The sequence below is a fragment of the Pseudomonas palmensis genome, assembly GCF_049942755.1.
Lineage (GTDB): Bacteria > Pseudomonadota > Gammaproteobacteria > Pseudomonadales > Pseudomonadaceae > Aquipseudomonas > Aquipseudomonas palmensis.
Genome location: NZ_CP187958.1, coordinates 4540825 through 4564740 on the forward strand (window position 1 = coordinate 4540825; position 23916 = coordinate 4564740).

The 23916-nt window shown below is 66.0% G+C and carries 22 protein-coding genes; 18 read left to right on the forward strand and 4 right to left on the reverse strand.

What is annotated here, in order from left to right:
• Positions 1-9: 9 nt before the first annotated feature.
• The 14 genes from ACPRTJ_RS21040 to ACPRTJ_RS21105 all read left to right on the forward strand — a co-directional run bounded on the left by ACPRTJ_RS21040 (position 10) and on the right by ACPRTJ_RS21105 (position 14851).
• A complete protein-coding gene (locus tag ACPRTJ_RS21040; RefSeq protein WP_426427252.1) occupies positions 10-540 on the forward strand; it encodes a 3-phenylpropionate/cinnamic acid dioxygenase subunit beta in 531 nt (176 codons plus the stop codon).
• Positions 541-550: 10 nt separating this feature from the next.
• The gene (gene hcaB / locus ACPRTJ_RS21045) at positions 551-1363 is read left to right on the forward strand and encodes a 3-(cis-5,6-dihydroxycyclohexa-1,3-dien-1-yl)propanoate dehydrogenase (RefSeq protein ID WP_054916105.1); all 813 of its coding nucleotides are present in this window, start codon (positions 551-553) and stop codon (positions 1361-1363) included.
• Between the two features lie 31 nt (positions 1364-1394).
• Positions 1395-2366, forward strand: coding sequence for an NAD(P)H-dependent flavin oxidoreductase (locus ACPRTJ_RS21050; RefSeq protein ID WP_043861080.1), 972 nt, complete (start codon positions 1395-1397; stop codon positions 2364-2366).
• Between the two features lie 29 nt (positions 2367-2395).
• Complete coding sequence (locus ACPRTJ_RS21055) at positions 2396-3178, forward strand: 2-keto-4-pentenoate hydratase (RefSeq protein WP_426427253.1); 783 nt, start codon at positions 2396-2398, stop codon at positions 3176-3178.
• Positions 3179-3282: 104 nt separating this feature from the next.
• Positions 3283-5142, forward strand: coding sequence for a feruloyl-CoA synthase (locus ACPRTJ_RS21060; RefSeq protein WP_426427254.1), 1860 nt, complete (start codon positions 3283-3285; stop codon positions 5140-5142).
• Positions 5139-6080, forward strand: a complete 942-nt coding sequence (locus ACPRTJ_RS21065) for an acetaldehyde dehydrogenase (acetylating) (RefSeq protein ID WP_043859792.1) — start codon at positions 5139-5141, stop codon at positions 6078-6080. The genes ACPRTJ_RS21060 and ACPRTJ_RS21065 overlap by 4 nt, the downstream gene beginning before the upstream one ends.
• A 10-nt stretch (positions 6081-6090) precedes the next feature.
• Complete coding sequence (gene dmpG, locus ACPRTJ_RS21070) at positions 6091-7125, forward strand: 4-hydroxy-2-oxovalerate aldolase (RefSeq protein ID WP_426427255.1); 1035 nt, start codon at positions 6091-6093, stop codon at positions 7123-7125.
• A 14-nt stretch (positions 7126-7139) separates the two neighbouring features.
• Positions 7140-8144, forward strand: coding sequence for a CDP-6-deoxy-delta-3,4-glucoseen reductase (locus tag ACPRTJ_RS21075; RefSeq protein WP_426427256.1), 1005 nt, complete (start codon positions 7140-7142; stop codon positions 8142-8144).
• A gap of 319 nt (positions 8145-8463) precedes the next feature.
• Entirely contained in the window at positions 8464-8910 is a 447-nt protein-coding gene (locus ACPRTJ_RS21080; protein WP_043859795.1) for an HIT family protein, read from the forward strand.
• Between the two features lie 188 nt (positions 8911-9098).
• Positions 9099-9875 carry a hypothetical protein gene (locus ACPRTJ_RS21085; protein WP_231390606.1) on the forward strand — a complete coding sequence of 259 codons (777 nt, stop codon included), beginning with the start codon at positions 9099-9101 and terminating at the stop codon, positions 9873-9875.
• Positions 9876-9913: 38 nt separating this feature from the next.
• Positions 9914-10312: a nuclear transport factor 2 family protein gene (locus ACPRTJ_RS21090; RefSeq protein ID WP_043859797.1), complete on the forward strand. Its 399-nt coding sequence runs from the start codon at positions 9914-9916 to the stop codon at positions 10310-10312.
• 69 nt (positions 10313-10381) lie between these two features.
• A complete protein-coding gene (locus ACPRTJ_RS21095) occupies positions 10382-11044 on the forward strand; it encodes an iron-containing redox enzyme family protein (protein WP_043859798.1) in 663 nt (220 codons plus the stop codon).
• A gap of 139 nt (positions 11045-11183) precedes the next feature.
• Positions 11184-13016: a long-chain-acyl-CoA synthetase gene (locus ACPRTJ_RS21100; RefSeq protein WP_043859799.1), complete on the forward strand. Its 1833-nt coding sequence runs from the start codon at positions 11184-11186 to the stop codon at positions 13014-13016.
• A gap of 257 nt (positions 13017-13273) precedes the next feature.
• Positions 13274-14851, forward strand: coding sequence for a sensor domain-containing diguanylate cyclase (locus ACPRTJ_RS21105; protein WP_426427257.1), 1578 nt, complete (start codon positions 13274-13276; stop codon positions 14849-14851).
• A gap of 63 nt (positions 14852-14914) precedes the next feature.
• Here ACPRTJ_RS21105 and mobA read toward each other — a convergent pair whose 3' ends face one another.
• From mobA to ACPRTJ_RS21120, 3 genes are read right to left on the reverse strand one after another with little or no spacing between them, the layout of a single operon-like run.
• The gene (mobA, locus tag ACPRTJ_RS21110; RefSeq protein WP_426427258.1) at positions 14915-15493 is read right to left on the reverse strand and encodes a molybdenum cofactor guanylyltransferase MobA; all 579 of its coding nucleotides are present in this window, start codon (positions 15491-15493) and stop codon (positions 14915-14917) included.
• A 60-nt stretch (positions 15494-15553) separates the two neighbouring features.
• Entirely contained in the window at positions 15554-18682 is a 3129-nt protein-coding gene (locus ACPRTJ_RS21115) for an efflux RND transporter permease subunit (RefSeq protein ID WP_043859687.1), read from the reverse strand.
• Positions 18683-18693: 11 nt separating this feature from the next.
• On the reverse strand, positions 18694-19872 hold the full coding sequence (locus ACPRTJ_RS21120; protein WP_043859688.1) for an efflux RND transporter periplasmic adaptor subunit: 1179 nt from the start codon (positions 19870-19872) through the stop codon (positions 18694-18696).
• Positions 19873-20027: 155 nt separating this feature from the next.
• Here ACPRTJ_RS21120 and ACPRTJ_RS21125 point away from each other — a divergent pair, with 155 nt between their 5' ends.
• Positions 20028-20729 carry a response regulator transcription factor gene (locus ACPRTJ_RS21125; protein WP_043859689.1) on the forward strand — a complete coding sequence of 234 codons (702 nt, stop codon included), beginning with the start codon at positions 20028-20030 and terminating at the stop codon, positions 20727-20729.
• A 15-nt stretch (positions 20730-20744) separates the two neighbouring features.
• Entirely contained in the window at positions 20745-22043 is a 1299-nt protein-coding gene (locus ACPRTJ_RS21130; RefSeq protein ID WP_054916096.1) for an ATP-binding protein, read from the forward strand.
• 206 nt (positions 22044-22249) lie between these two features.
• Here the strand turns inward: ACPRTJ_RS21130 and ACPRTJ_RS21135 are convergent, their stop codons facing one another.
• Positions 22250-22570, reverse strand: coding sequence for a hypothetical protein (locus ACPRTJ_RS21135; RefSeq protein WP_054916095.1), 321 nt, complete (start codon positions 22568-22570; stop codon positions 22250-22252).
• Positions 22571-22708: 138 nt separating this feature from the next.
• Here ACPRTJ_RS21135 and ACPRTJ_RS21140 point away from each other — a divergent pair, with 138 nt between their 5' ends.
• Positions 22709-23338, forward strand: a complete 630-nt coding sequence (locus ACPRTJ_RS21140) for an STN domain-containing protein (protein WP_426427259.1) — start codon at positions 22709-22711, stop codon at positions 23336-23338.
• Positions 23339-23358: 20 nt separating this feature from the next.
• Complete coding sequence (locus tag ACPRTJ_RS21145) at positions 23359-23889, forward strand: sigma-70 family RNA polymerase sigma factor (RefSeq protein ID WP_043860351.1); 531 nt, start codon at positions 23359-23361, stop codon at positions 23887-23889.
• Positions 23890-23916 lie beyond the last annotated feature (27 nt).

A 23916-nucleotide genomic window follows, 5' to 3' on the forward strand; every position in this document is an offset into this window, starting at 1 on the left:
GGGGGCGAGATGACACACCAACTGCAGGACACCCCGGTGTCCATCGACGAGGCCCGCCGGGTCGAACAGTTTCTGCTGCGCGAGGCGCGCCTGCTCGACAACGAGTGCTGGGACCAATGGCTGCTGAGCCTGAGCGAAGCCATCCACTACTGGATGCCCGGCATCGAGAACCGTCGCCGCGAAGACAAGTCCGGGCCCTACCGCCTGGAGCACATGGCCTTCTTCGATGACGGCATGCGCGAGCTCAAGCGCCGCGTGGCGCGCTTCAAGCAGCCCTCGGCCTGGGCCGAGAACCCGCCCACGCGCAACGTGCACCTGGTCAGCAACATCGAGGTGTACGCCGGCGCCGCGCCGGGCGAGTACCTGGCGTACTCGTGCTTCGTCAACGTGCGCAGCCGCGGCCTGGACGAACACGCCCAGCTGGCCGGGCGGCGCGAGGACGTGCTGCGCCTGGAGGCCGAGGGCCTCAAGCTGCTCAAGCGCAAGATTCTGATCCCCAACGCGATGTTGCTGTGCAAGAACATCAACACGTTCCTATGAGGGCCTGCACATGGCTTGGTTGAAAGGGCAGGTGGCACTGGTCACCGGCGGTACCGGCGGCATCGGCAGCGCCATCGTGCGCCGCTACGTGGCCGAAGGCGCCAGGGTCGCGGTAATGGGCCGCGACGCGGCGCAACTGGCGGCGCTGGCTGCCGAGCTGGGCGATGCGGTGATCACCGTGCAGGGCGACGTGGCGCGCTATCAGGATAACCAGCGCGCCGTGGCCGCCACCCTGGAGGCGTTCGGCAGGCTCGACACCTTCGTCGGCAACGCCGCGGTGTTCGACTATTTCACCCGCCTGGACCGCATCGCCCCGCAGGATTTCGAGGGTGCGTTCCAGAAACTCTTCGCCACCAACGTGCAGGGCTACCTGCTCGGCGCGCAGGCGTCGATCGAGGCGCTGCGCCAAACCCGTGGCAGCATGATCTTTACCTTGTCCAACAGTGCCTTTTATGCCGGCGGTGGTGGCATTCTGTACGTCACCGCCAAGCATGCGCTGGTGGGCATGATCCGCCAGCTGGCCTACGAGCTGGCGCCGGATATCCGGGTCAACGGCGTGGCGCCGGGGGCGACCAACACGCCGATGAAAAGCCTGGATGGCCTGAACAGCCGCAGCGTACCGCTCAACCAGATCCCCGGGTTCGAGGCCGGTGCCGCGCAGGCTGTGCCCCTGCAACGGATTGCCGAGCCCGAGGACCACACCGGGCACTACGTGCTGCTGGCCTCGCGCGAGAATGCCGGGTTGACCACCGCCAACATCATCCACAGCGATGGCGGCTGGGAGATTCGCAGCGCCGGCCCCACGCGGTCGCGCAAGGCCTGAGCCTTGATAACCAGAACAAGAGAGATGCGTGATGACAACAACAAGCCTGAGTGCACCGCAACAGCAACTCCTGAACCTGTTCGCCGGGCTCGACCTGCCGGTGCTGGCCGCGCCGATGTTCCTGGTGTCGGGCCCGCGCCTGCTCGCCGCCAGCTGCCAGGCCGGCATCGTCGGCAGCCTGCCGGCGCCCAATGCGCGCACCGTCGAGCAACTGCAGCAATGGCTGGAACAGATCGTCGGCGAGCGTGACGCCGCGCAGCAGCGTGGCGAACAGTGGGCGCCGTGGATGCTCAACATGATCGTGCACAGCACCTACGACCGCTTCGAGGCCGAGCTTGAGCTGGTGCGCCGTTACCAGCCGCCGATCGTTTCCACCGCCCTGGGCAGCCCCAAGCGCGTGCTCGACACCGTGCACGCCTATGGCGGGGTGGTGATCGCCGACGTGATCAGCCCGGCCCTGGCACGCAAGGCCGTGGCCGCCGGCGTCGATGGCCTGGTGCTGGTGTGCAACGGCGCCGGCGGGCATACAGGCAACTACAACCCGTTCGCCTTCGTCGCCGAAGTGCGCGAGTTCTGGGACGGCCCGCTGGGCCTGGCCGGGGCGATCTCCAACGGGCGCGACATCCATGCCGCGCAGGTGCTGGGCTGCGACTTCTCGCTGGTGGGCACGCGCCTGATCGCCACCCACGAAAGCCTGGTCGAGGACGCCTACCGCGACATGCTGGTGGAGTGCTCGCTGGACCAGGTGACCACCACCAAGGCGGTCAGCGGTGTGCTGGCCAACTGGATGCAGCCGTCGCTGGACAAGGCCGGCATCGACCCGCGCAGCGAAACCCGCCCCAGCATCGACTTCTCCGGCGACATCGCCACCGCCAACAAGGCGTGGAAGCACGTGTGGTCGGCGGGGCAGGGCGTGGGCCAGATCACCCGCACCTGCAGCGTGGCCGAGCTGGTCGACGAACTGCACCAGGGCTATCGCCAGAGTCGCGCGCGCGCGTTGTAAGCCAACCGGACCCGTTCAGGAGCAATCCCATGACCCACCCCAACCTTCAGGCCGCCGCCGCAGCGCTGGCCCAGGCCCGCTCGACCCGCACCCCGTGCGGGCGCATTTCCGAGCGTTTCGACATCCAGTCGCTGCACGACGCCTACGCCGTGCAGGAACTCGCCACCCAGGCCGCGCTGGCCGCCGGCCGGCGCCTGAGCGGGCGCAAGGTCGGCCTCACCTCGCTGGCGGTGCAGCAGCAACTGGGCGTCGACCAGCCCGATTTCGGCATGCTGTTCACCGACATGGAATGCCACGATGGCCAGGCCATCGACAGCACGCGGCTGATCCAGCCCAAGGCCGAGGGCGAGATCGCCTTCGTGCTGGGGCGCGACCTGCCCGACCCCGACACCACCCTGGGCGAGCTGCTGCGCGCGGTCGACCATGTGCTGCCGGCGCTGGAGATCGTCGACTCGGCCATCGAGGACTGGAAGATCACCCTGGTCGACACCGTGGCCGACAACGCCTCCTCGGGCCTCTACGTGCTGGGCAAGACCCCGGTCAGCCTGCACGGCCTGGACCTGGCCCTGGAAGGCATGCTGCTGGAGAAGAACGGTGCCCAGGCCGCCATCGGCGTGGGCGCCGCGTGTATGGGCAACCCGCTGGATGCCTGCCTGTGGCTGGCGCGCACCATGGCCCTGGCCGGGCGCCCGCTGCAGGCCGGGGACGTGCTGCTGTCCGGCGCGCTGGGGCCGATGGTGCCGGTGGTGGCGGGCGACAGCCTGCGCCTGCGCCTGACCCGCCTGGGCGAAGTGAGCTGTCGCTTCACCTGAGCCGTGCCGGCTTGAACCCGGCGGCCTGACCGACCGCCGGTACCTACAACAATAAAACCAGTGAGCAGCGGGCCGACGGCCTGCCGCGCTCACGAGGGCGTGCAATGTACGACTTCTTCAACGACCCCACCCAGCTGGCCCCCGCCCAGGTGCTGTACGAACCGCGTGCCGACGGCAGCTTCGTGCTCAGCTCGCCCGAGCCGCTGCAACCCTATGCGCGCTGCATCGGCCAGTGGCTGGAACACTGGGCCGTGCAGGCGCCGCAGCGTGCCTACCTGGCCGAACGGCGCGGCGCGGGCTGGTTCAGCCTGACCTACGAGCAGGTGCGCCAGCGCGTCGGCGCCCTGGCCCAGGGCCTGCTGGAACTGGACATCGCAGCCGGCCGGCCGCTACTGATGCTCTCGGAGAACGACCTGGACCAGGCGCTGCTGACCCTGGCGGCGATGCACGTGGGCATCCCGGTGTCGACCATCTCGGTGGCCTACTCGCGCAATACCGGCAGCGGCTGCGCCAAGCTCAAGGCGATTGTCGAGGTGCTCAAGCCGGGGCTGATCTTCGTCAACGACGGCGATGCCTATGGCCGCGCCATCGCCCTGGTCGACCCGGACTGCCCGGTGGTGGCGGCGCGCAACGCCCAGGAAATCCCCGGCGCGCTGGCCCTGCCGCACCTGTACAAGGCCGAGACCCCGGCGGTGATGGCCGCCTTCGCGCGCCTGGATGGCGACACCCCGGCGCGCTACCTGATGACCTCCGGCTCCACTGGTGCGCCCAAGGCCGTGGTCAACACCCACGGCATGCTCTGCGCCAACCAGCAGGCGATTGCCCAGTGCTGGCGCTTTCTGGAGCAGGGCGAACTGATCGTGCTCGACTGGCTGCCCTGGAGCCACGTGTTCGGCGCCAACCACAACTTCAACCTGGTACTGCGCAACGGCGGCACCCTGTACATCGACGACGGCCTGCCGGTGCCGGGGCAGATCGACCGTACGCTGGAGAACATCCGCTCGGTCAGGCCCACGCTGTTCTTCAACGTGCCGCGCGGCTACGAGATGCTGCTGCCGCACCTGGAGCGCGACCCGGCGCTGGCCCAGGCCCTGTTCGGGCGCCTGCGCATGCTGTTCTATGCCGCTGCCGCCCTGCCGCAAAGCAGCTGGAGCCGGCTGGTGGCGTGTGCCGGGAAGGTGCGCGACATGCCGCTGTTCTTCGCCACTGAATGGGGCTCCACCGAAACCTCGCCGGTGGTCACCAGCGTGCATTTTGCCGCCGACAAGGCCGGCATCATCGGCCTGCCGGTACCGGGCACCCAGCTCAAGTTCGTGCCGGCCGGCGACAAGCTGGAGATGCGCGTGCGCGGCCCCTCGGTGTTCCCGCGCTACCTGGGCGACCCGGCCAGCACCCTGGCGGCGTTCGATGAAGAGGGCTTCTACCGCATCGGCGACGCCGGGCGCCTGGTCGACCCGGCGCGCCCCGAGCTGGGCGTGCAGTTCGACGGCCGCGTGACCGAGGACTTCAAGCTCAGCAGCGGCACCTGGGTGTCGGTGGGCACGCTGCGCCCACGCCTGGTCAGCGCGCTGGCGCCGTATGCCAGCGACTGCGTGATCGGCGGGCATGACCGCGACATGATCGGCGCGCTGGTCTACCCGTCCCAGGCCCTGCGCGACCTGCTCGGCGCCGAGGGCCAGCACATGAGCGGTGCACAGCTGGCGCTGCAGCCCGAGGTGCGCCTGGCGCTGTGCGCGGGCCTGCAGGCACTGGCCCGGGAATACCCGGCCTCGTCCCAGCATGCCGTGCGCCTGGTGATCCTCGATTCGCCGCCCAGCCTCAACGACGGCGAGATCACCGACAAGGGCTACATCAACCAGCGCACCGCCTTGAGCCTGCGCGCCGAGGCCGTGCAGCGCCTGTACGCCGACAGCCTCGACCCGAGCGTCATCCTCCTCGCCGAAGTCTACGGAGAAGCCGTATGAACCCTGCAAAATTCAATGTCGCCATCATCGGCTCCGGCAATATCGGCACCGACCTGATGATCAAGCTGCTGCGCCACGGCAAGCACCTGAAAATGGCCGTGATGGTCGGCATCGACCCGGCCTCCGACGGCCTGGAACGCGCCCGCCGCCTGGGCGTGGCCACCACCCACGAAGGGGTCGAGGGCCTGGCGCGCATGCCCGAGTTCGCCGATATCGACTTCGTGTTCGATGCCACCTCGGCCGGCGCCCATGTACGCAACGACGCCTACCTGCGCGCACGCAAGCCCGGCATCCGCCTGATCGACCTGACCCCGGCAGCCATCGGCCCGTACTGCGTGCCGGTGGTGAACCTGGAGCAGAACCTGGCGCAGTTGAACGTCAACATGGTCACCTGCGGCGGCCAGGCGACCATCCCGATGGTGGCCGCGGTGTCGCGGGTGGCCAAGGTGCACTACGCCGAAATCGTCGCCTCGATTGCCAGCAAGTCCGCCGGCCCCGGCACCCGCGCCAACATCGACGAGTTCACCGAAACCACCTCCAAGGCCATCGAAGCCATCGGCGGTGCAGCCAGGGGCAAGGCGATCATCGTGATGAACCCGGCCGAGCCGCCGCTGATCATGCGCGACACCGTGTTCGTGCTCTCCGAAGCCTGCGAGCAGGCCCGCGTGCAGGCCTCCATCCACGAGATGGCCCAGGCGGTGCAGGCCTACGTGCCCGGCTACCGGCTCAAGCAGCAGGTGCAGTTCGAGGTGATCGAGCCCCAGGCGCCGCTGCTGATCCCGGGCCTGGGCCGCTTCAGCGGGCTCAAGACCTCGGTGTTTCTCGAAGTCGAAGGCGCCGCCCACTACCTGCCGGCCTACGCCGGCAATCTCGACATCATGACGTCCGCCGCGATGGCGACCGCCGAGCGCATGGCCCAGGCCATGGCGCACAACTGAGGATGCCCGCATGACGTTCAATCCCGCCAAGAAGCTCTACATCAGCGACGTGACCCTGCGCGACGGCAGCCACGCGGTGCGCCACCAGTACTCGCTGCAGAACGTGCAGGACATCGCCCGTGCGCTGGACAAGGCCAGGGTCGATTCCATCGAAGTGGCCCACGGCGATGGCCTGCAGGGCTCCAGCTTCAACTACGGGTTTGCCGCCCACACCGACCTGGAGTGGATCGAGGCCGTGGCCGACGTGATCAGCCACGCCAGGATCACCACCCTGCTGCTGCCCGGCATCGGCACGGTGCATGACCTCAAGGCCGCGTATGACGCCGGCGCCCGCGTGGTGCGCGTGGCCACCCACTGCACCGAGGCCGACGTGGCCCGCCAGCACATCGAATATGCGCGCGCGCTGGGCATGGACACCGTGGGCTTTCTGATGATGAGCCACATGATCCCGGCCGAGCAGCTGGCCGCCCAGGCCAAGCTGATGGAAAGCTATGGCGCCACCTGCGTGTACATGGCCGACTCCGGTGGGGCGATGAACATGCAGGACGTGCGTGATCGCTTTCGCGCGTTCAAGGCCGTGCTCAAGCCCGAGACCGAAACCGGCATGCATGCCCACCACAACCTCAGCCTCGGGGTCGCCAACTCGATCACCGCGGTGGAGGAGGGGTGCGATCGCATCGATGGGAGCCTGGCCGGCATGGGCGCGGGCGCCGGCAACGCGCCCCTGGAAGTGTTCATCGCCGCCGCCGAGCGCCTGGGCTGGAACCACGGCACCGACCTCTACACGCTGATGGATGCAGCCGACGACATCGTGCGCCCGTTGCAGGACCGCCCTGTGCGGGTCGACCGCGAATCGCTGGCGCTGGGCTATGCCGGGGTCTACTCCAGCTTCCTGCGCCACGCCGAAATCGCTGCGGCGCGCTATGGCCTGAAAACCGTCGACATCCTGGTCGAGCTGGGCAAGCGGCGCATGGTCGGCGGCCAGGAGGACATGATCGTCGACGTGGCGCTGGACCTGCTGGCCGCCGCCGGACGCGCGCAGTGACGGAGGGTACGCACATGAGCTTCACCCTGCAGATCCAGCCGGTCGGCCTGAGCTGCCCGGTCAACGCCGGGCAGAGCGTGCTCGACGCTGCCCTGGCCGATGGCCTGATGCTCAAGCACAGCTGCCGCACCGGCACCTGTGGCAGTTGCAAGGGCCAGGTGCTCAGCGGCGAGGTGGACCACGCCGACAGCCCGCTGGCAGTGCTCAGCGAAGCCGAGCGGGCCCAGGGCCTGGCGCTGTTCTGCTGCGCCAGGGCACGTTCCGACCTGGTCATCGACGCGCCGGAAGTCACCGAGCTGCGCGGCATCGGCATCCAGCAGATGGGCGTGCGCGTGGCCAGCCTCGACAAGGTCAGCCACGACGTGGCGGTGCTGCGCCTGATGCTCGCGCCGGGCGCCGCATTCGCCTACCTGCCGGGGCAGTACGTGCAGGTGCTGCTCAAGGACGGCAGCCGGCGCAGCTACTCGATGGCCACCGCAGCGGCGCGCGACAACCAGCTTGAACTGCACATCCGGCACATGCCGGGCGGGGTGTTCAGCGGGCATGTGTTCAATGCGTTGCAGCCCAGGGCGATTCTGCGCATGGAGGGGCCGTTCGGTTCGTTCTACCTGCGCGACAGCCAACGGCCGATGGTGTTGCTGGCCAGCGGCACCGGCTTTGCCCCGGTGCAGGCGCTGCTCGAGCAACTGCGCGAGCGCGGCGACAACCGCCGCCCGGTGTACCTGTACTGGGGCGGGCGGCGCCGTGAGGACCTCTACCGGCATGAACAGCTGCAGGCCTGGGAGGCGCAGTTGCCGTGGCTGCGCTACACCCCGGTGCTGTCCGAGCCGGGCCCGACCTGCGACTGGCAGGGCGCCACCGGCTTCGTGCACCGCCAGGTGCTGCAGGACTTTCATAGCCTCAAGGACTTCGAGGTCTATGCCTGCGGTGCGCCGATCGTGGTCGACTCGGCGCGACGCGATTTCGTCGAGCAGCGGGGGCTGGAGCCCGCGCATTTTCATGCCGATGCGTTCGTGTAGCTCAGGCCGGGCGAGCCCACGCACAGCGGGTGAGTGATGGCGTCACCGTCCTCGGCCCTCATGGCCCTGGCCGGTGACGCCCCCATGCAGCCTTGATACAAAAAGTTACCTTGGGAAAACCCATTCAAATCAACCCATTAGGAAATTTACGGGATTCAGATACAAAAAATTTCAAAACTCCCGTGTACAGCTGAGGAAGGCCAGGGGTAATTTCTCCTACAAGCTGCGCGGTCAACTCTGCAATGGAATGCAGCCTGTAGCATCCCGGATCTTCATGCCTCCACCGGGGTTGCACCTACAACAATAGAGGGAGCTATCCGTGAACTGCATTTTCTGTGCAATCGCCAAGAAAGAAGCACCGGCTGCCGTTGTCTACGAAGACGAGCAGTGCCTGGCCTTTCTCTCGATTCAGCCGATCACTCCTGGCCATGTCTTGGTCATTCCCAAGGCCCACGCAAGCGGCCTGGGTGATATCCCTCCTCAAACCTGTGGCCACATGATGCGTGTGGGTCAACGGATGGCGGCCGCCCTGCGTGAAAGCGGCCTGAGCCTCGAAGAACAGCCCTGTGAAGGTATCAACCTGCTGCTGTGCGATGGCGCAGTGGCCGGGCAGACCGTAGGTCACGCGCACCTGCATGTGCTGGCCCGCTTTGTCGGTGACGGTTTCAACCTGGGTCATGCGGACCTCCCGATCGCCACGCCACAGGTGCTGGGCGAGCGCGCGGAGCAGATCCGCCGAGCCTTGGCCTCGCTACCACCGAACTGACTGCACCTCGCTCTGGTTCAGCGGCACGCCCGCCACTAGCGGGTGAGTGTCTGGCTGTGCGCAGCCCGTAAATCAACAACCTATGGCTATCTACGCAAGGAGGCGAAGCTATGTATTGTCCTGTGGAAACTTAAGTCGTGCGCTGGGCTGAGTTGAATACTACAGATCACAATAAGAAGGGATTTCTCATGCCGTCACTCGCCAGTAACAAGGCTGACTTGCCTTCGGCAAGTATGCAGTTGGTCAAGGATGATTCCGCCGGTTCGGCCATCTACAGTTTCTATGATTCAGTCCTCCAGGAGTTGTGCCAGTCTGACAAGGTAAAGGTCAGGCAGGTGGTAACGCCTGCGCAATTCATCGAACTTTCTCGTGCCCGTAGCCGGTTGTATGGGCAGCGCAAGATCTATTACAAGACGCTGTTTGGTAACTCGGTCGACAATACCGTGTGCCTGGATGAATACGACCCGCGTTCCTATGTGTTTGCCTTTTATCATGATGGTGAAATCATCGGCACTCAGCGTATTACGCCGTTCCCTCACGAGTCGGGTGAGTTCATCAGCCATGAACAACTGGTGCAGTTCTCCGGGCCCAACTACGAGCACGAGTGCGTCGAACTTTCACGCCTGATCGTCGACAAGCATGCCCCGGTCAAGAACGTGGTCAACGGGCTGGCCATGACCGGTGCCTCGCTGGTGGCCCTGCAAGGCGGCTACAAGACGTTCATCACCTATGTGAAGCCACGGCTGGCGCCGAAGTTCGACAGCTTCGTGTTCGATCAGGACGGCATCTTCTTCCAGATCAAGGCCCGTGGCGATCATTACTACGCCCTGTACAAAGGCGATCTGATGCCGTCGGTGACGCCCTTCTTCGGCCTGCCCAGCTGCCCGGCAGACCTGAAGGACGTCGATGACCTGATTCGCCATACCTTGGCCGCCCGTCACGCGAGGCAGTCACTGGCGGGATAAGCATCACACAATAACGACAACATTGAGGTTGATCCAAGATGGAAGCCAGGAACAAAGAAGTGGTCATCGAGTTTTACGAGCGCATGTTTGGTCAGCGTGAACTGGCGGTTGCCGATACCTTGATTGCCGAGGACTACGTGCAGCACAACAACGTGTTCATTCCCCCGCGCCGCGAAGGCTTCAAGACCTACTTCACGCAGTTCTTCAAGACGTTCCCCGAGTCGGGTACCAGTATCGAGCGGGTCTGCGCCGAAGGCGATTATGTCTTCCTGTATGCCAAGCACTGGGCCAAGCACAGGTTCTTCACGGTGAACTACAAGGTGATCGATATCTACCGTGTTGAAAATGGTGTGCTGATGGAACACTGGGACACTATTGAAGGCCTGGGCTTCTTTTCCAAGTTCATCTACATCATCAAGTCCGTGCTGCGCCTGTAACGCCGTATTCGCCTGACCGTATAACACGTGTCATGAACGATTTATCAACACGCCAAGGAAGAGAGTGAAATGACTGAAGTGACCGCGTTTCGCAAAGAGCTCAAAGCCATCTGTGACGCCGAATGGGAAAAGATCAAGGCCGGCCGTTTCTTCCAGATGATGAAGCGTCCCGAACTGCAGCGTGAGCTGTACATCAAGTCGATTGTCCAGGTGTACCACTACACCAAGAACAACGCGATCAACCAGGCGGTGGCGTGCTGGAACCAGGACCACAAGAAGGTCGGCCTGCTGCGTTTCGCGATGAAGCATGCGCTGGAAGAGCTGGGCCACGAAAACATGGCGTACAACGACCTGATCGCCATTGGCGTGGACCCGTCGGAGTTCGAGAAACCGATGCTGCCGGCCACCGAGGCGTTCTACGGCTACCTGGACTTCGTTTCCGTATGCCGCGGCATCATTCCGCGCCTGGGCTACAGCTTCTGGGCCGAGGACTGCTATGAGCACCTCGAACCCCTGATGGACGTGTGCAAGAACCATCTCAAGCTGACCGATCAGCAACTGACCTTCTTCGTCGCCCACGCGATCATCGACGAGAAGCACTCCGAGCAGGTCAACGCCGCCATCGACCGCTGGGTCGTGACCGATGAAGAAAAAGAGGCGGTCAAGCAAGTGGCCCGCACCACGGTCTACCTGATGGGCAAGATCCTCGAGTCGGTCGCCGACGAGTTCTGATTGTTCGGCACCAGGCGTCCTCGCGCACCCCGCTGCGCGAGGACTTTTTCACATGGCGTGCACAACAATAAAAACGATTGGCTGGTCATGGCGTTTGTCGAACCGCCTGGCGGCCACGGTCAATCCACCAGGAGGTGCCATGAGTAGTAATAGCGACATGATTACCTGGGGCATGATGCTGCGCAAAATTCCCTCGATCACTCGGGCCATTCCTCGGCTCGTCAGGGGCCTCAAGGTTTCCAAACTCAAGGCCGATCAGCCCTGTGGCCTGGGCTGGGCCTTCGAACAGGCGGTGGCGCGCAACCCTCAAGGGCCGGCGCTGCTCTACAAGGACACACGCTTCAGTTACGAACAGGTCAACCAGTGGGCCAACCGTTTCGCCCACTACCTGCTGGCCCGTGGCCTGAAAAAAGGCGATGTGGTAGGCATCTTCATCGAGAACCGCCCCGAATTGCTGGTCAGCGTACTGGCCGTGAGCAAGATCGGCGGCATCTGCGCCATGCTCAACACCTCGCAGACCAACAACGTGCTGATCCACAGCCTGGGCCTGGTCAACCCGTCGGCGATCATCGTCGGCCAGGAGCTGGTGCCATCGTTCGAGGCGGTGCGCGACGAGGTGGCCATCGACAGGCAGCGCACCTTTTTCCTGGCCGACACCGACACCACGCGCGATGCCGGCACCGCCCCCGAGGGCTACGTCAACCTGACCCTTGCCAGTCAGGGGCACGCTACGGCCAATCCGGCGACTACCCAGCAGGTCTACCTCGACGACGCCTGCTTCTACATCTACACCTCCGGTACCACCGGCCTGCCCAAGGCCGGGGTGTTCAAGCATGGGCGCTGGATGAAGGTCTACGGCAGCTTCGGCATGATCGCCCTGGACATGCGCCCCGATGACATCGTCTATTGCACCTTGCCGCTGTATCACGGCACCGGCCTGTGCGTGAGCTGGGGCTCGGCATTGGCCGGTGCCTCGGGCTTCGCCATCCGCCGCAAGTTCAGCGCCAGCCAGTTCTGGGAAGACACGCGCAAATTCAAGGCCACCACCATCTGCTACGTCGGTGAACTGTGTCGCTACCTGATCGATCAGCCTGCGGCCGGCAACGATGGCGACAACCCGGTGGTGAAGATGATCGGCAACGGCCTGCGTCCGGGCGTGTGGCTCGACTTCAAGAAACGCTTCAACATCGAGCGGGTCTGCGAGTTCTACGCCGCCAGTGACGGCAACATCGGCTTTACCAACATCCTCAATTTCGAGAACACCATCGGCTTTGCCATCAACGCCTGGTCGCTGGTGGAGTACGAACACGACACCGGCGAACCACGGCGCAACGCCGACGGATTCATGCAGAAGGTCGGCAAGGGCGGTCAGGGCCTGTTGCTGGCCAAGATCGACGACGACGCCCCGTTCGATGGCTACACCGACCCGGAGAAGAGCAAGAAGGTGGTGCTCTACGACGTGTTCGAAAAGGGCGACCGCTACTTCAACAGCGGCGACCTGATTCGCGATATCGGCTTTGGCCATGCCCAGTTCGTCGACCGCCTGGGGGACACCTTCCGCTGGAAGGGCGAGAACGTCTCCACCACCGAAGTCGAGAACATCATGGTGCAGCACCCCCACATTGCCGAAGCCGTGGCCTACGGGGTGGAAATCAAGAACACCAACGGTCGCGCCGGGATGGCCGCCATCACCCCGTCGGCGCCGCTGGAGCAGCTGGATTTCTGCGACCTGCTGCGCTTCGTCAAGAGCCAGATGCCTCACTACGCGGTGCCGATGTTCTTGCGCGTCAAGACCTGCATGGAAACCACCGGCACCTTCAAGTACCAGAAGACCAAGCTCAGAAGCGAAGCCTTCGACCCCAGCCAGACCGGCGAAGACCCGGTGTATGCCTGGCTGCCGGGCACCGAAACCTACGTGCGGGTGACCGATCAGGTGCTGCAGGACATTCATGGCGGCAAGTTCCGCTACTGAAGGGCAACCGCGCCAGCGGCGCACCGCAAGGCCTGCCTGCATGCATGCGCAAGGCTGCTCACTGGAGCGGGCGGCCTTGCGTCCCACTTTCAGCTTCACTGCCCTGCAACTTCTGCCTGCCGGATTCTGCAGCAGCCCGTCGTGACCCCCACCGCTTGATTGCGCGCCTGATGCTCTGCCCCTTGCGGTACAGGGCATTCCGGAGTACAGCTGATGGCAGGATGCCTTCAGTTGTGGCATCGCAGGAGCGTTTCATGATGTCGACCCCCTTACTGCCGGTGCCGCTGCCGCACAAGCGTGACGTGCGCCTGGCCGTGCTGCTGTTGCTGGTGATCTGCGTATCGCTGGCATCGCTGACGGCCTGGAAGATATGGGCTGCACGTCAGCGCGCGCTGAACGAGGTTCAGGTACACAGCCTCAACCTGACCCAGGCACTGGACACCTATGCCGAGGGCATCATCCGCCAGAGTTCGATGATGCTGCTGGGCCTGAGCGAGCGGCTCGAAGTCGATGGCGGCGGGCCGCAGCAACTGGCGCGCCTGGCCGGGCTGGTGGAGGAGCAGAACGAACTGCTGACGCAACTGCATGGGCTGACCATCTATGGCCCGACGGGCGAATGGCTGATGTCGACCAACGGCCCGATTCCGGACGGTGCGAACAGCGCCGACCGCGAGTTCTTCATCCACCATCGTGACAACCCGTCCCGCGAGGTGTTCATCGGCCCGCCGATCCGCAGCCGCTCCACCCATGACTGGGTGATCACCGTCAGCCGGCGTTTCGAGCAGCCCGGGGGGCAGTTCGCCGGGGTGATCGCGGTGACCCTGGGGGTGGAGAACTTTCTGCGCCTGTTCGGCAAGATCGACGTGGGCAAAGACGGTGCGATCGCGCTCACCTACACCAGTGGGCGCATCCTGGTGCGCTACCCGTTTCGCGAGCAGGACATGGGCCGCGACTTTTCCCGGTCGCCGATCTACACCCGCTACCTGGTGGAGAACTCGGTGGGCACGGCTTCGTTTGCCTCGAGCCTGGATGGGGTGGAGCGCCTGTATGCGTTTCGCAAGAACGAGCACCTGCCACTGGTGACCACCGTGGCCATCGGCAAGCGCGAGGCCCTGGACGCCTGGCGCATGGAGGCGTGGCTGACGGTGGGGCTGGTGCTGGCGTTGCAGGGGGTGATCGCGGTGATTGGCCGGCTGCTGATCCGTGACATGCGCCATCGCGCCGAGATGGATGCGCAATTGCTGGTGGCGCGCGAAGAACTGCTGGCCACCAACCGGCAGTTGGCGGTGCTGGCCACCCACGACACGCTCACCGGGCTGGCCAACCGCCGGCGTTTCGACGAGGTGCTGGCCAGCGAAGTGCGGCGTGCCCAGCGCGAGGCCCAGCCGCTGGCGCTGCTGCTGATCGATATCGATCATTTCAAACGCTTCAATGACGCCTACGGACACATCGGAGGTGACGAATGCCTCAAGGCGGTGAGCGCCTTGTTGCGCGAGTGCGTGCGCCGCCCGACGGATGTGGTGGCGCGTTATGGCGGGGAAGAGCTGGCGATGGTGCTGCCCAATACCGAGGTGGCGGGCGCGGTGGTGGTGGCCGAGACGGTGCTGGCGCGGTTGGCCGAGCTGAACATCGTGCATGCTGGCAGCCCGTTCGGGCGGGTGTCGGTGAGTATCGGCGTGGCAGGCATGGCGGGGCAGGGCGAAACGCCCCTGACGCTGGTGGCGGCGGCCGATCAGGCGCTGTATGCGGCCAAGGCGGCGGGGCGTAATCGGTGTGTGGTGTTCGAGGGGGGCGGTGCCGCCCATCGCGGGTCAAGCCCGCTCCCACAGGGGTAGCGCAAGCCTCTGTAGGAGCGGGCTTGGCCCGCGAAGAGGCCCTCACAGACGACACAAAAAGCCTTATTGCCCCAACCACTGCGGCGTATTGAAGTTGCTCAGGCGCCGGTCCTCCTCTGCACACTCCACTGCCTGCAACGGATGCTCCAGCAACGCCCGCAGCAGGCTGCGCTCACCGGCCTGCCATGCCGCCAGCAAGCTCGCCTGCTGGCGCACCGGGATCACGCAGAACATCGGCTGCCACTGCTGGCCCTGGCGCACCATCGCCGCGCAGTCCCCGGTGACCGCCACGCTCAGCAACTGCTCGAGCAACCCGCGGTCGATCAGCGGTGCATCACACGCCAGCACCACCAGCCAGGCATGCCGCGCCACCGCGAGCCCGGCCAGCACCCCGGCCAGCGGCCCGGGAAACCCAGGCTCGGCATCGCCCACCAACTGGTCGGCAAACGCCCGATAGGCGTGCTGGTTGCGATTGCAGGAAAGGATCAGGTCATCGCTCAGGTCACGTACAACGGCGTGCACGTGCGCGATCAGCGGGCGGCCCTGCCAGGACAGCAGGCCCTTGTCCTGCCCGCCCATGCGCTGGCCACGGCCGCCGGCCAGCAAAAGAATGGAGCAGGGGGGAAGTACGGCGGCGGTCATTGCAGGGTTCCAGTCCAGAAGCGGGCTAGCACCATCCCATGACCGCCGCGCGGCTGTCCATCAGCTTTGTTCGACCACCGCAGTGTCGGCCTGGGCGTCACGCCGGCGCCAGCCGGTCACGCGCATCACCACCACGAAGAACACCGGCACGAACACGATCGCCAGCGTGGCGCTGAGCATGCCGCCGATCACTCCGGTGCCGATGGCCTGCTGACTCGCCGAGCTGGCGCCGGTGGCAATCGCCAGCGGCACCACGCCCAGGATGAACGCCAGCGAGGTCATCACGATGGGCCGCAGGCGCAGGCGCGCGGCCTGCACGGTGGCCTCGACCAGGTCATGCCCTTCGTCCACCAGGCTCTTGGCGAACTCGATGATCAGGATCGCGTTCTTCGCCGACAGGCCGATCAGGGTGATCAGGCCGACCTTGAAGAACACATCGTTGGGCATGTCGCGCAGGGTCACCGCCAGCACCGCACCGAGCACGCCCAGCGGCACCACCAGCAGCACCGAGGTGGGGATCGACCAGCTTTCGTACAGCGCCGCCAGGCACAGGAACACCACCAGCAGCGACAGCGCCATCAGCATCGGTGCCTGCGCCCCGGACAACTGCTCCTGCAGCGACAGCCCGGTCCATTCCAGGCCAAAGCCCAGCGGCAGGGCATCGACCAGGCGCTGCACCTCGGCCATCGCCGCGCCCGAGCTGTAGCCCGGTGCCGGCTCGCCCGACACGGCAATGGCCGGGTAGCCGTTGTAGCGGGTCAGTTGCACCGGCCCCGATACCCACTGCGCCTGGGCGAAGGCCGACAACGGCACCATCTTGCCGCTGGTGTTGCGCACGTGGATCTTGAGCAGGTCCTCGACCTGGCTGCGCTGGTCGCCCTCGGCCTGCACCACCACCCGCTGCATGCGACCCTGGTTGGGGAAGTCGTTGACGTAGGTCGAGCCGATGGCCGTGTTGAGCACCGTGCCGATGTCGTCGAACGACACGCCCAGCGCGTTGGCCTGCTTGCGGTCGATCAGCAGCTGCACCTGCGGGCTTTCGGCCAGGGCGCTCTCGCGCACGTTGGCCAGCACCGGGCTTTTCGCGGCCTCGGCCAGCAACTGGTCACGCGCCGCCATCAGCCCGGCATGGCCCACGCCGGCACGGTCCTGCAGGCGGAACTCGAAACCGGTCGAGGTGCCCAGGCCATCCACCGAGGGCGGCAGCACCGCATAGGCCACCGCGTTCTTGAACTGGCTGAAGGCGATGTTGGCGCGCTCGGCGATGGCCTCGGCGCTGTCCTTGGCGGTGCGCTCGGACCAGTCCTTGAGCGTGGTGAACACCAGCGCCGCGTTCTGCCCGCTGCCCGAGAAACTGAAGCCCAGGATCACCGTGGTGTTGCCCACGCCAGGTTCGCCTGCGCTGTGCGCCTCGATCTGCTCGGCCACCTGCACGGTACGGTTGCGGCTGGCGCCGGGCGGCAGCTGCACATCGGTGATGGTGTAGCCCTGGTCTTCGGTAGGCAGGAACGAGGAGGGCAGCTGGCTGAAGGTCCAGCCCAGCGCCACCAGCAGCAGGCCATACACCACCAGGTAGCGGCCGCTGCGCTGGATCGCGTGCATCACCCAGCGCTGGTAGCCGTTGCTCATGCCTTCGAACTTGCGGTTGAACCAGCCGAAGAAACCGCGCTTGACGTGGTGTTCACCCTTGGCGATCGGCTTGAGCAGGGTGGCGCACAACGCCGGGGTCAGGCTCAGGGCAAGGAACGCCGAGAACAGGATCGATACCGCCATCGACGCCGAGAACTGCTGGTAGATCACCCCCACCGAGCCCTGCATGAACGCCATCGGCACGAACACCGCCACCAGCACCACGGTGATGCCGACGATGGCGCCGCTGATCTGCTGCATGGCCTTGCGCGTGGCTTGCTTGGGCGGCAGGCCCTCCTCGGCCATGATCCGCTCGACGTTCTCCACCACCACGATGGCGTCGTCCACCAGGATGCCGATGGCCAGCACCATGCCGAACAGGGTCAGCACGTTGATCGAGAAGCCCAGCGTCAGCATCACCGCGAAGGTGCCCATCAGCGCTACCGGCACCACGAGGGTCGGGATCAGCGTGTAGCGGATGTTCTGCAGGAACAGGAACATCACCAGGAACACCAGCACCATGGCCTCGATCAGGGTGTTGATCACCTGTTCGATCGACACCTTGACGAACGGCGAGGTGTCATACGGGATGTCGTACACCGCCCCGGGCGGGAAGTAGCGCGACAGCTCGTCCATCTTGGCCTTGACCAGGGTTGCGGTCTGCATGGCGTTGGCACCGGGCGCCAGCTGCACGCTGAAGGCGGTGGACGGCTTGCCGTTCAGGCGCGTGCCGTACTGGTACTCCTGGGCGCCGATCTCGACCCGCGCCACATCACCCACGGTGACCCGCGAGCCATCCGGGTTGGCACGCAGCACGATGTCGGCGAACTCCTGGGGCGTCGACAGCTGGCCCTTGATCAGCACGTTGGCAGTGATTTCCTGGGTCGGGCTGCCGGGCAGGTCGCCGATGCTGCCAGGGGCCACCTGGGCGTTCTGCGCGGCAATCGCAAGGTTCACGTCCTCGGGGGTGAGGTTGAAGCCGATCAGCTTCTGCGGGTCGAGCCAGATACGCATGGCGCGTTCCGAGCCATACAGCTGCGCCTTGCCCACGCCCGGTACCCGGCGCACCTCGTTCATCACGTTGCGCGCCAGAAAGTCGCTCAGCGCGGTTTCGTCTAGGCGGTCATCGTCGGCGGTCAGGGTCACCAGCATCAGGAACCCGGTGGAGATCTTCTCCACCTGCAGGCCCTGCTGGGTCACCGCCCGCGGCAGGCGCGACTCGACGATCTTCAGGCGGTTCTGCACATCGACCTGGGCCAGTTCCGGGTTGGTGCCCGGCTGGAAGGTCGCCGTTACCGTGGCGCTGCCCAGGCTGCTGGTGGACTGGAAGTACAGCAGGTGATCGGCGCCGTTGAGCTCCTGCTCGATCAGGCTGACCACGCTCTCGTCCATGGTCTGCGCCGAGGCACCGGGGTATACCGCGTACACCTCGATCTGTGGCGGCGCCACGTTGGGGTACTGGGCCACCGGCAACTGCGGGATGGCCAGCGCACCGCCGAGCAGGATGAACAGCGCGACCACCCAGGCGAACACCGGGCGGTCAATAAAGAACTGCGGCATGGATCAGGGCCTCACTGGGCGGTGGTCTGGGCGATGGGGGCAGCCGTGTCGGTGGCGGGGGTCACACTCACCTGGTCACCCACCTTCACGTGCTGCAGGCCTTCGGTGACGATGCGATCGCCCGGGGCCAGGCCCTCGGTGACGATCCAGCGGTCCTGCTGCACGCTGCCCAGCACCACGGCGCGCTCGCTCACGCGCTGCTCGGCGTCCACCAGCAGCACCCGCGGCAGGCCCGCGCTGTCACGCAGGATGGCCTGCTGCGGCACGCTGATGCCCTTGGGCTGCACCGCCTGTTCCAGGCGCACGCGGATGAAGCTGCCGGGCAGCAGGTCCAGGTCGGGGTTGGGGAACTCGCTGCGCAGGGTGATCTGGCCGGTGCTCGGGTCCACGCTGATGTCGGAGAACAGCAGCTTGCCCGCCAGCGGGTAAGGCGTGCCGTCATCCTGGATCAGCGTGGCGCGGGCCTGGTCCTGGCCCACCTGCTTGAGCTCGCCGGCACGCAGGGCACGGCGCAGGGCGTTGATCTCGCGGGTCGACTGGGTCAGGTCGGCATGGATCGGGTCGAGCTGCTGAATGATCGCCAGCGGGGTCGATTCGTTCTGCCCCACCAGCGCGCCCTCGGTCACCAGGGCACGGCCCACGCGCCCGGAAATCGGCGCGGTCACGGTGGCATAGCCCAGGTTCAGGCGCGCACGCTCGAGCGCGGCCTTGGCCGCTGCCACTTCGGCGTCGGCTTGCATGGCGGCGGCGCGCGCGTTGTCGTGCTCCTGGCGGCTGATCGCGTCGATCGAAATCAGCTCGGCGTAGCGCTGGTCCTGCAGGCGCGCCTGAAAGCGCGTGGCCTCGGCCTTGGCCAGGTTGGCGCGGGCGCTGTCGTAGTCGGCCTTGAACGGTGCCGGATCGATGCGAAACAGCACGTCGCCCTGTTTCACGTCGCTGCCCTCACGGTACACCCGCTTGAGCACCACCCCGGCCACCCGCGCGCGCACCTCGGCGATGCGTGGCGCCAGGATGCGCCCCGACAGCTCGGTGCTGATGGCCAGGGGTTGCTCGCGCACGGTTTCGACGCTGACGGCGGGCTTGGGGGCTTGTTCTTCGGCGGGCGGCTTGCTGTCGCAGCCGGCCAGGGCCAGGCTCAGCAGCAACAGGGGCGCCAGGGTACGCAGACGGACGGGGCTTGAACTGGGCATGCGGATCTTCCATAAATGACCCGGCAATGCTAAGGCAGCCGCGCTACAGGCAGTTGTTAAGCTATGTAGGGCGAGTGTGAAAAAGTGTGAAGAATTTCGCGACCTGCGAATAAGCGCTATATCCTGCCTGACTTTCCCGGCCTTTCAAACTACCCATGCCCACTATCCTTCTGGTCGAAGACGACTGCGCCCTGAGCGAACTGATCGCCAGCTACCTGCAACGCAATGGTTTCAGCGTCAGCGTGATTGCGCGGGGGGACCACGTGCTGGAAGAGGCGCGGCGCAGCAAACCCGACCTGGTGATCCTCGACCTGATGCTGCCGGGCCTGGACGGCCTGCAGGTGTGCCGGCAGCTGCGCGCCGAATCGCTGCTGCTGCCGATCCTCATGCTCACCGCCCGCGACGACAGCCACGACCAGGTGCTGGGCCTGGAGATGGGCGCCGACGACTACGTCAGCAAGCCGTGCGAGCCGCGCGTGCTGCTGGCGCGGGTGCGGACCCTGCTGCGGCGCAGCAGCATCAACGAGCCGCATCTCGAGAGCGACCTGATCGTGATCGGCGGGCTGCGCATCGACCTGGCCGAACGCACCGTGCTGTGGCGCGACCAGACGGTGGAGTTGTCCAGCGGCGAGTTCAACCTGCTGGTGGTGCTGGCGCGCAATGCCGGCAGCGTGCTCAGCCGCGACTGCATCCTGCAGCAGTTGCGCGGCATCGAGTTCAACGGCACCGACCGCTCGGTGGACGTGGCCATATCCAAGCTGCGGCGCAAGTTCGACGACAGCGCCGGCGAGGCGCGCAAGATCAAGACGGTGTGGGGCAAGGGCTACCTGTTCAGCCGAGTCGAGTGGGAATTCTGAGGAGCGGCCACGGCCATGCTGAAAATTCTGGTACGCCTGTATCTGGTGACCATCGTCGCGTATGCCGGGTCGATCTTCCTGATCCCCGAACTGATCCTGCATGTGTTCCATGACCGCTACATCGCCTACAACCAGGACCAGGCGCGGGGCGTGCAGCGCCTGATCGTCAACCAGTTCCACCTCAAGCACCGCGACAGCTGGCCCCAGGTGGCCGAGGCGCTGAACACCGATTTCGCCCCCCTCAGCATCGAGCTGCGCCGGCGCGCCGACCTGGACCTGAACGCCGAGGAGCAGGCGCACCTGCAGGCCGGCCAGTACGTGGTGCGCCTGGGGGAGTGGGGCTATTACGAAACCGCCCTGGCGCCGCTGGACAGCGAGTGGATGGTGGTGCTGCGCAACCCGCCGGACCCGGCGGACATCTACCTGCTGTCGTGGGGCATCACCGTGCTGATCGGTGCGGCGCTGCTGGGCTGCCTGCTGTTCTGGGTGCGCCCGCACTGGCGTGACCTGCAGCGGCTCAAGGCCACGGCGCAGCGCCTGGGCGAAGGCAACCTGGCGGAGCGCACGCTGATCTCGCCACGCTCGAACATCGGCGCGCTGGCCAAGGTGTTCGATACCATGGCGGCGGATATCGAATGCCTGCTGACCCAGCAGCGCGAGTTGCTCAATGCGGTGTCGCATGAGCTGCGCACGCCGCTGACCCGCCTGGATTTCGGCCTGGTGCTGCTGTACGACGAAATGCCCCCGGCCAGTCGCAAGCGCCTGCTGGAACTGGTGGGGCACGTGCGCGAGCTGGATGCGCTGGTGCTTGAGCTGCTGTCGTACAACCGCTTGCAGAATGGCCAGGGTGGCGAGCGGGTGGAGGTGGCGCTGCCCGAGTTCGTCGACAGCATCCTGGGCAGCTATGCCGAAGAGCTGGATGGGCGCGGGGTGAGCCTGGAGGTGCGTGCCGAGCCGGATCTGCCGCGCTTTGTGCTGGACCCGCGGTTGACGGCGCGGGCGGTGCAGAACCTTATCCGCAACGCCATGCGTTATTGCGGGCAGCGCATCCTGCTGCGCCTGAGCGTGGATGCCAAGGGCGCGTGCGTGCTGACCGTCGAGGATGACGGCATTGGCATTCCGCAGGAGGAGCGCGAGCGCATCTTCCAGCCGTTCTACCGCCTGGATCGCAGTCGGGACCGTGCCACGGGCGGGTTTGGCCTGGGGTTGGCGATCAGCCGTCGGGTGATCGAGGGGCAGGGTGGCACCCTGACGGTGGGGCAGTCGGCGTTGGGGGGGGCGCAGTTTCGCATCTGCTTGCCGCGGGGGCGGTAGGGGCCGCTGCGCGGCCCATCGCGGGTCAAGCCCGCTCCCACAGGTTTTGCACAGGCCCCGGGTCCCCACGGTACCTGTGGGAGCGGGCTTGCCCCGCGATGGGCTCACCACGATCTTGCAGATCTTTACGCGGTCCTTGAGTCACCACCTGTGGGAGCTGGCTTGCCAGCGAAGAGGGCGGCACTGACAACCCCCCGCAGTCGAATTCACGGCCCCGGCCGCTGCGGCCGCACCGACACCCCGAACGCATTGCCCATGCGCTGCCCCGTGGCCGACTGGTTGAACAACCCCAGCTGGTTCGGCGCGCGCCGGCTCACATCCACCTCCATCGCCTTGCGGTTGGCCTGCGCCGCGCGCTGCCCGTTGCCGTTCTGCAACTGGCGCGTCAGGCAGTCGTACGCCAGCGCCCGCGCCTGGCCCACCTGCACGTCGATGCAACCCTCGTCCTGACCCGCCTGCACCACGCCACTCGACAGGCCACTCAGCAGACCGGCAACCAGCCACAACCCCGCGATTCGACAGCCCATGTCCATGCCCTCCCTGAAGCGGTTTCCCCCAGTCTAGCCCCAGGCGACTTCCCACATCGTTAAGGTTTTTTGCCTACCGCTGTCACATCAGATTCATACACAGGCCCCACGATGGCGACTTTCGGGGGAGACACCGGTTTGCGCCACTGCCTTGCCAGAATCGCCGTGCTGCTGTTGGCCGTGCTGGCGATGCCGGTGCACGGCGCAGGCCCGATCCGTTTCGACATACCGGCCCAGCCACTGGACGAGGCGCTGCACGCCTTCGGCCAGCAGAGCGGCATGGCGGTACTGGTGGACCGGGAGCTGACCGCACGCCAGCGCTCGATGCCGCTGAGCGGCGCGTTCAGCGCCCGCGACGGCCTGCGCAGGCTGCTCGAAGGCACCGGGCTGATGGCCCGCTACAGCGGCGCCGAGGCCTTCACCGTGCAGCGCGTGGCACTGCCGGCAGCCGCGCCTAACTCGCGTGCCACAGGCGGGGCCGGCGCGGCCGGCAATTATGCGCGCACGCTGCAACGCGCCGTGGAACAGGCGCTGTGTGCCAGCGCGCTGGCACGCCCAGGCCATTACCGGGCCGCGGTGCAGGTATGGATCGACGCCCGCGGGGTGCTGGCCCAGAGCCGCCTGCTGGCCTCCACCGGCGATCACCGGCGTGACAGCGCGCTGGTCGAAAGCCTGCGTGCCCTGCGCCTGGAGCGGCCACCGCCCTCGGCGCTGGCGCAACCGGTGACGCTGCTGCTGTTGCCCGATACACGCATGGACTGCCCTTAATCGCATGGAGGCTAGGCAGTATGAATACACCTCTGGTCACGTTGTTCCTGACCTCTTACGACGAGTTCAAGGTGCGCCTCAAACGCCGCCTGGGTTCGGACGACCTGGCCTGCGACGTGCTCCAGGAAACCTACCTGCGGGTCGACCGCATGCAGGCCACCCACGCGCTGCACAAGCCCAACGCCTACCTGTACCGCATGGCCCTGAACATCGCCGCCGACCGGCGCCAGGCCGACGCCCGGCTGCTCACCGGCGCCGAGGTCGAAGACCTGCTGCAGGTGGCCGAAGACCAGGACCCGGCGCGCATCGTCGGCGGCCAGCAGGAAATCCAGTGCCTGCTCGGCGCACTCTACGAACTGCCGGCACGGCGCCGGCGTATCTTCATTGCCGCGCGCCTGGAGGAAGCCTCGCACCTGGAAATCGCCCAGCGCTTCGGCATCTCCACGCGCATGGTCGAGAAGGAGCTCAAGGCCGCACTGGGTTACTGCGCCACGCGGCTGGAAAGAAAAGTGTTCCAGCGGTTCGGTCCCGGTGCGGGAAAACCGTCTTGAACAATACACAGCGCCATTTTGATGCAG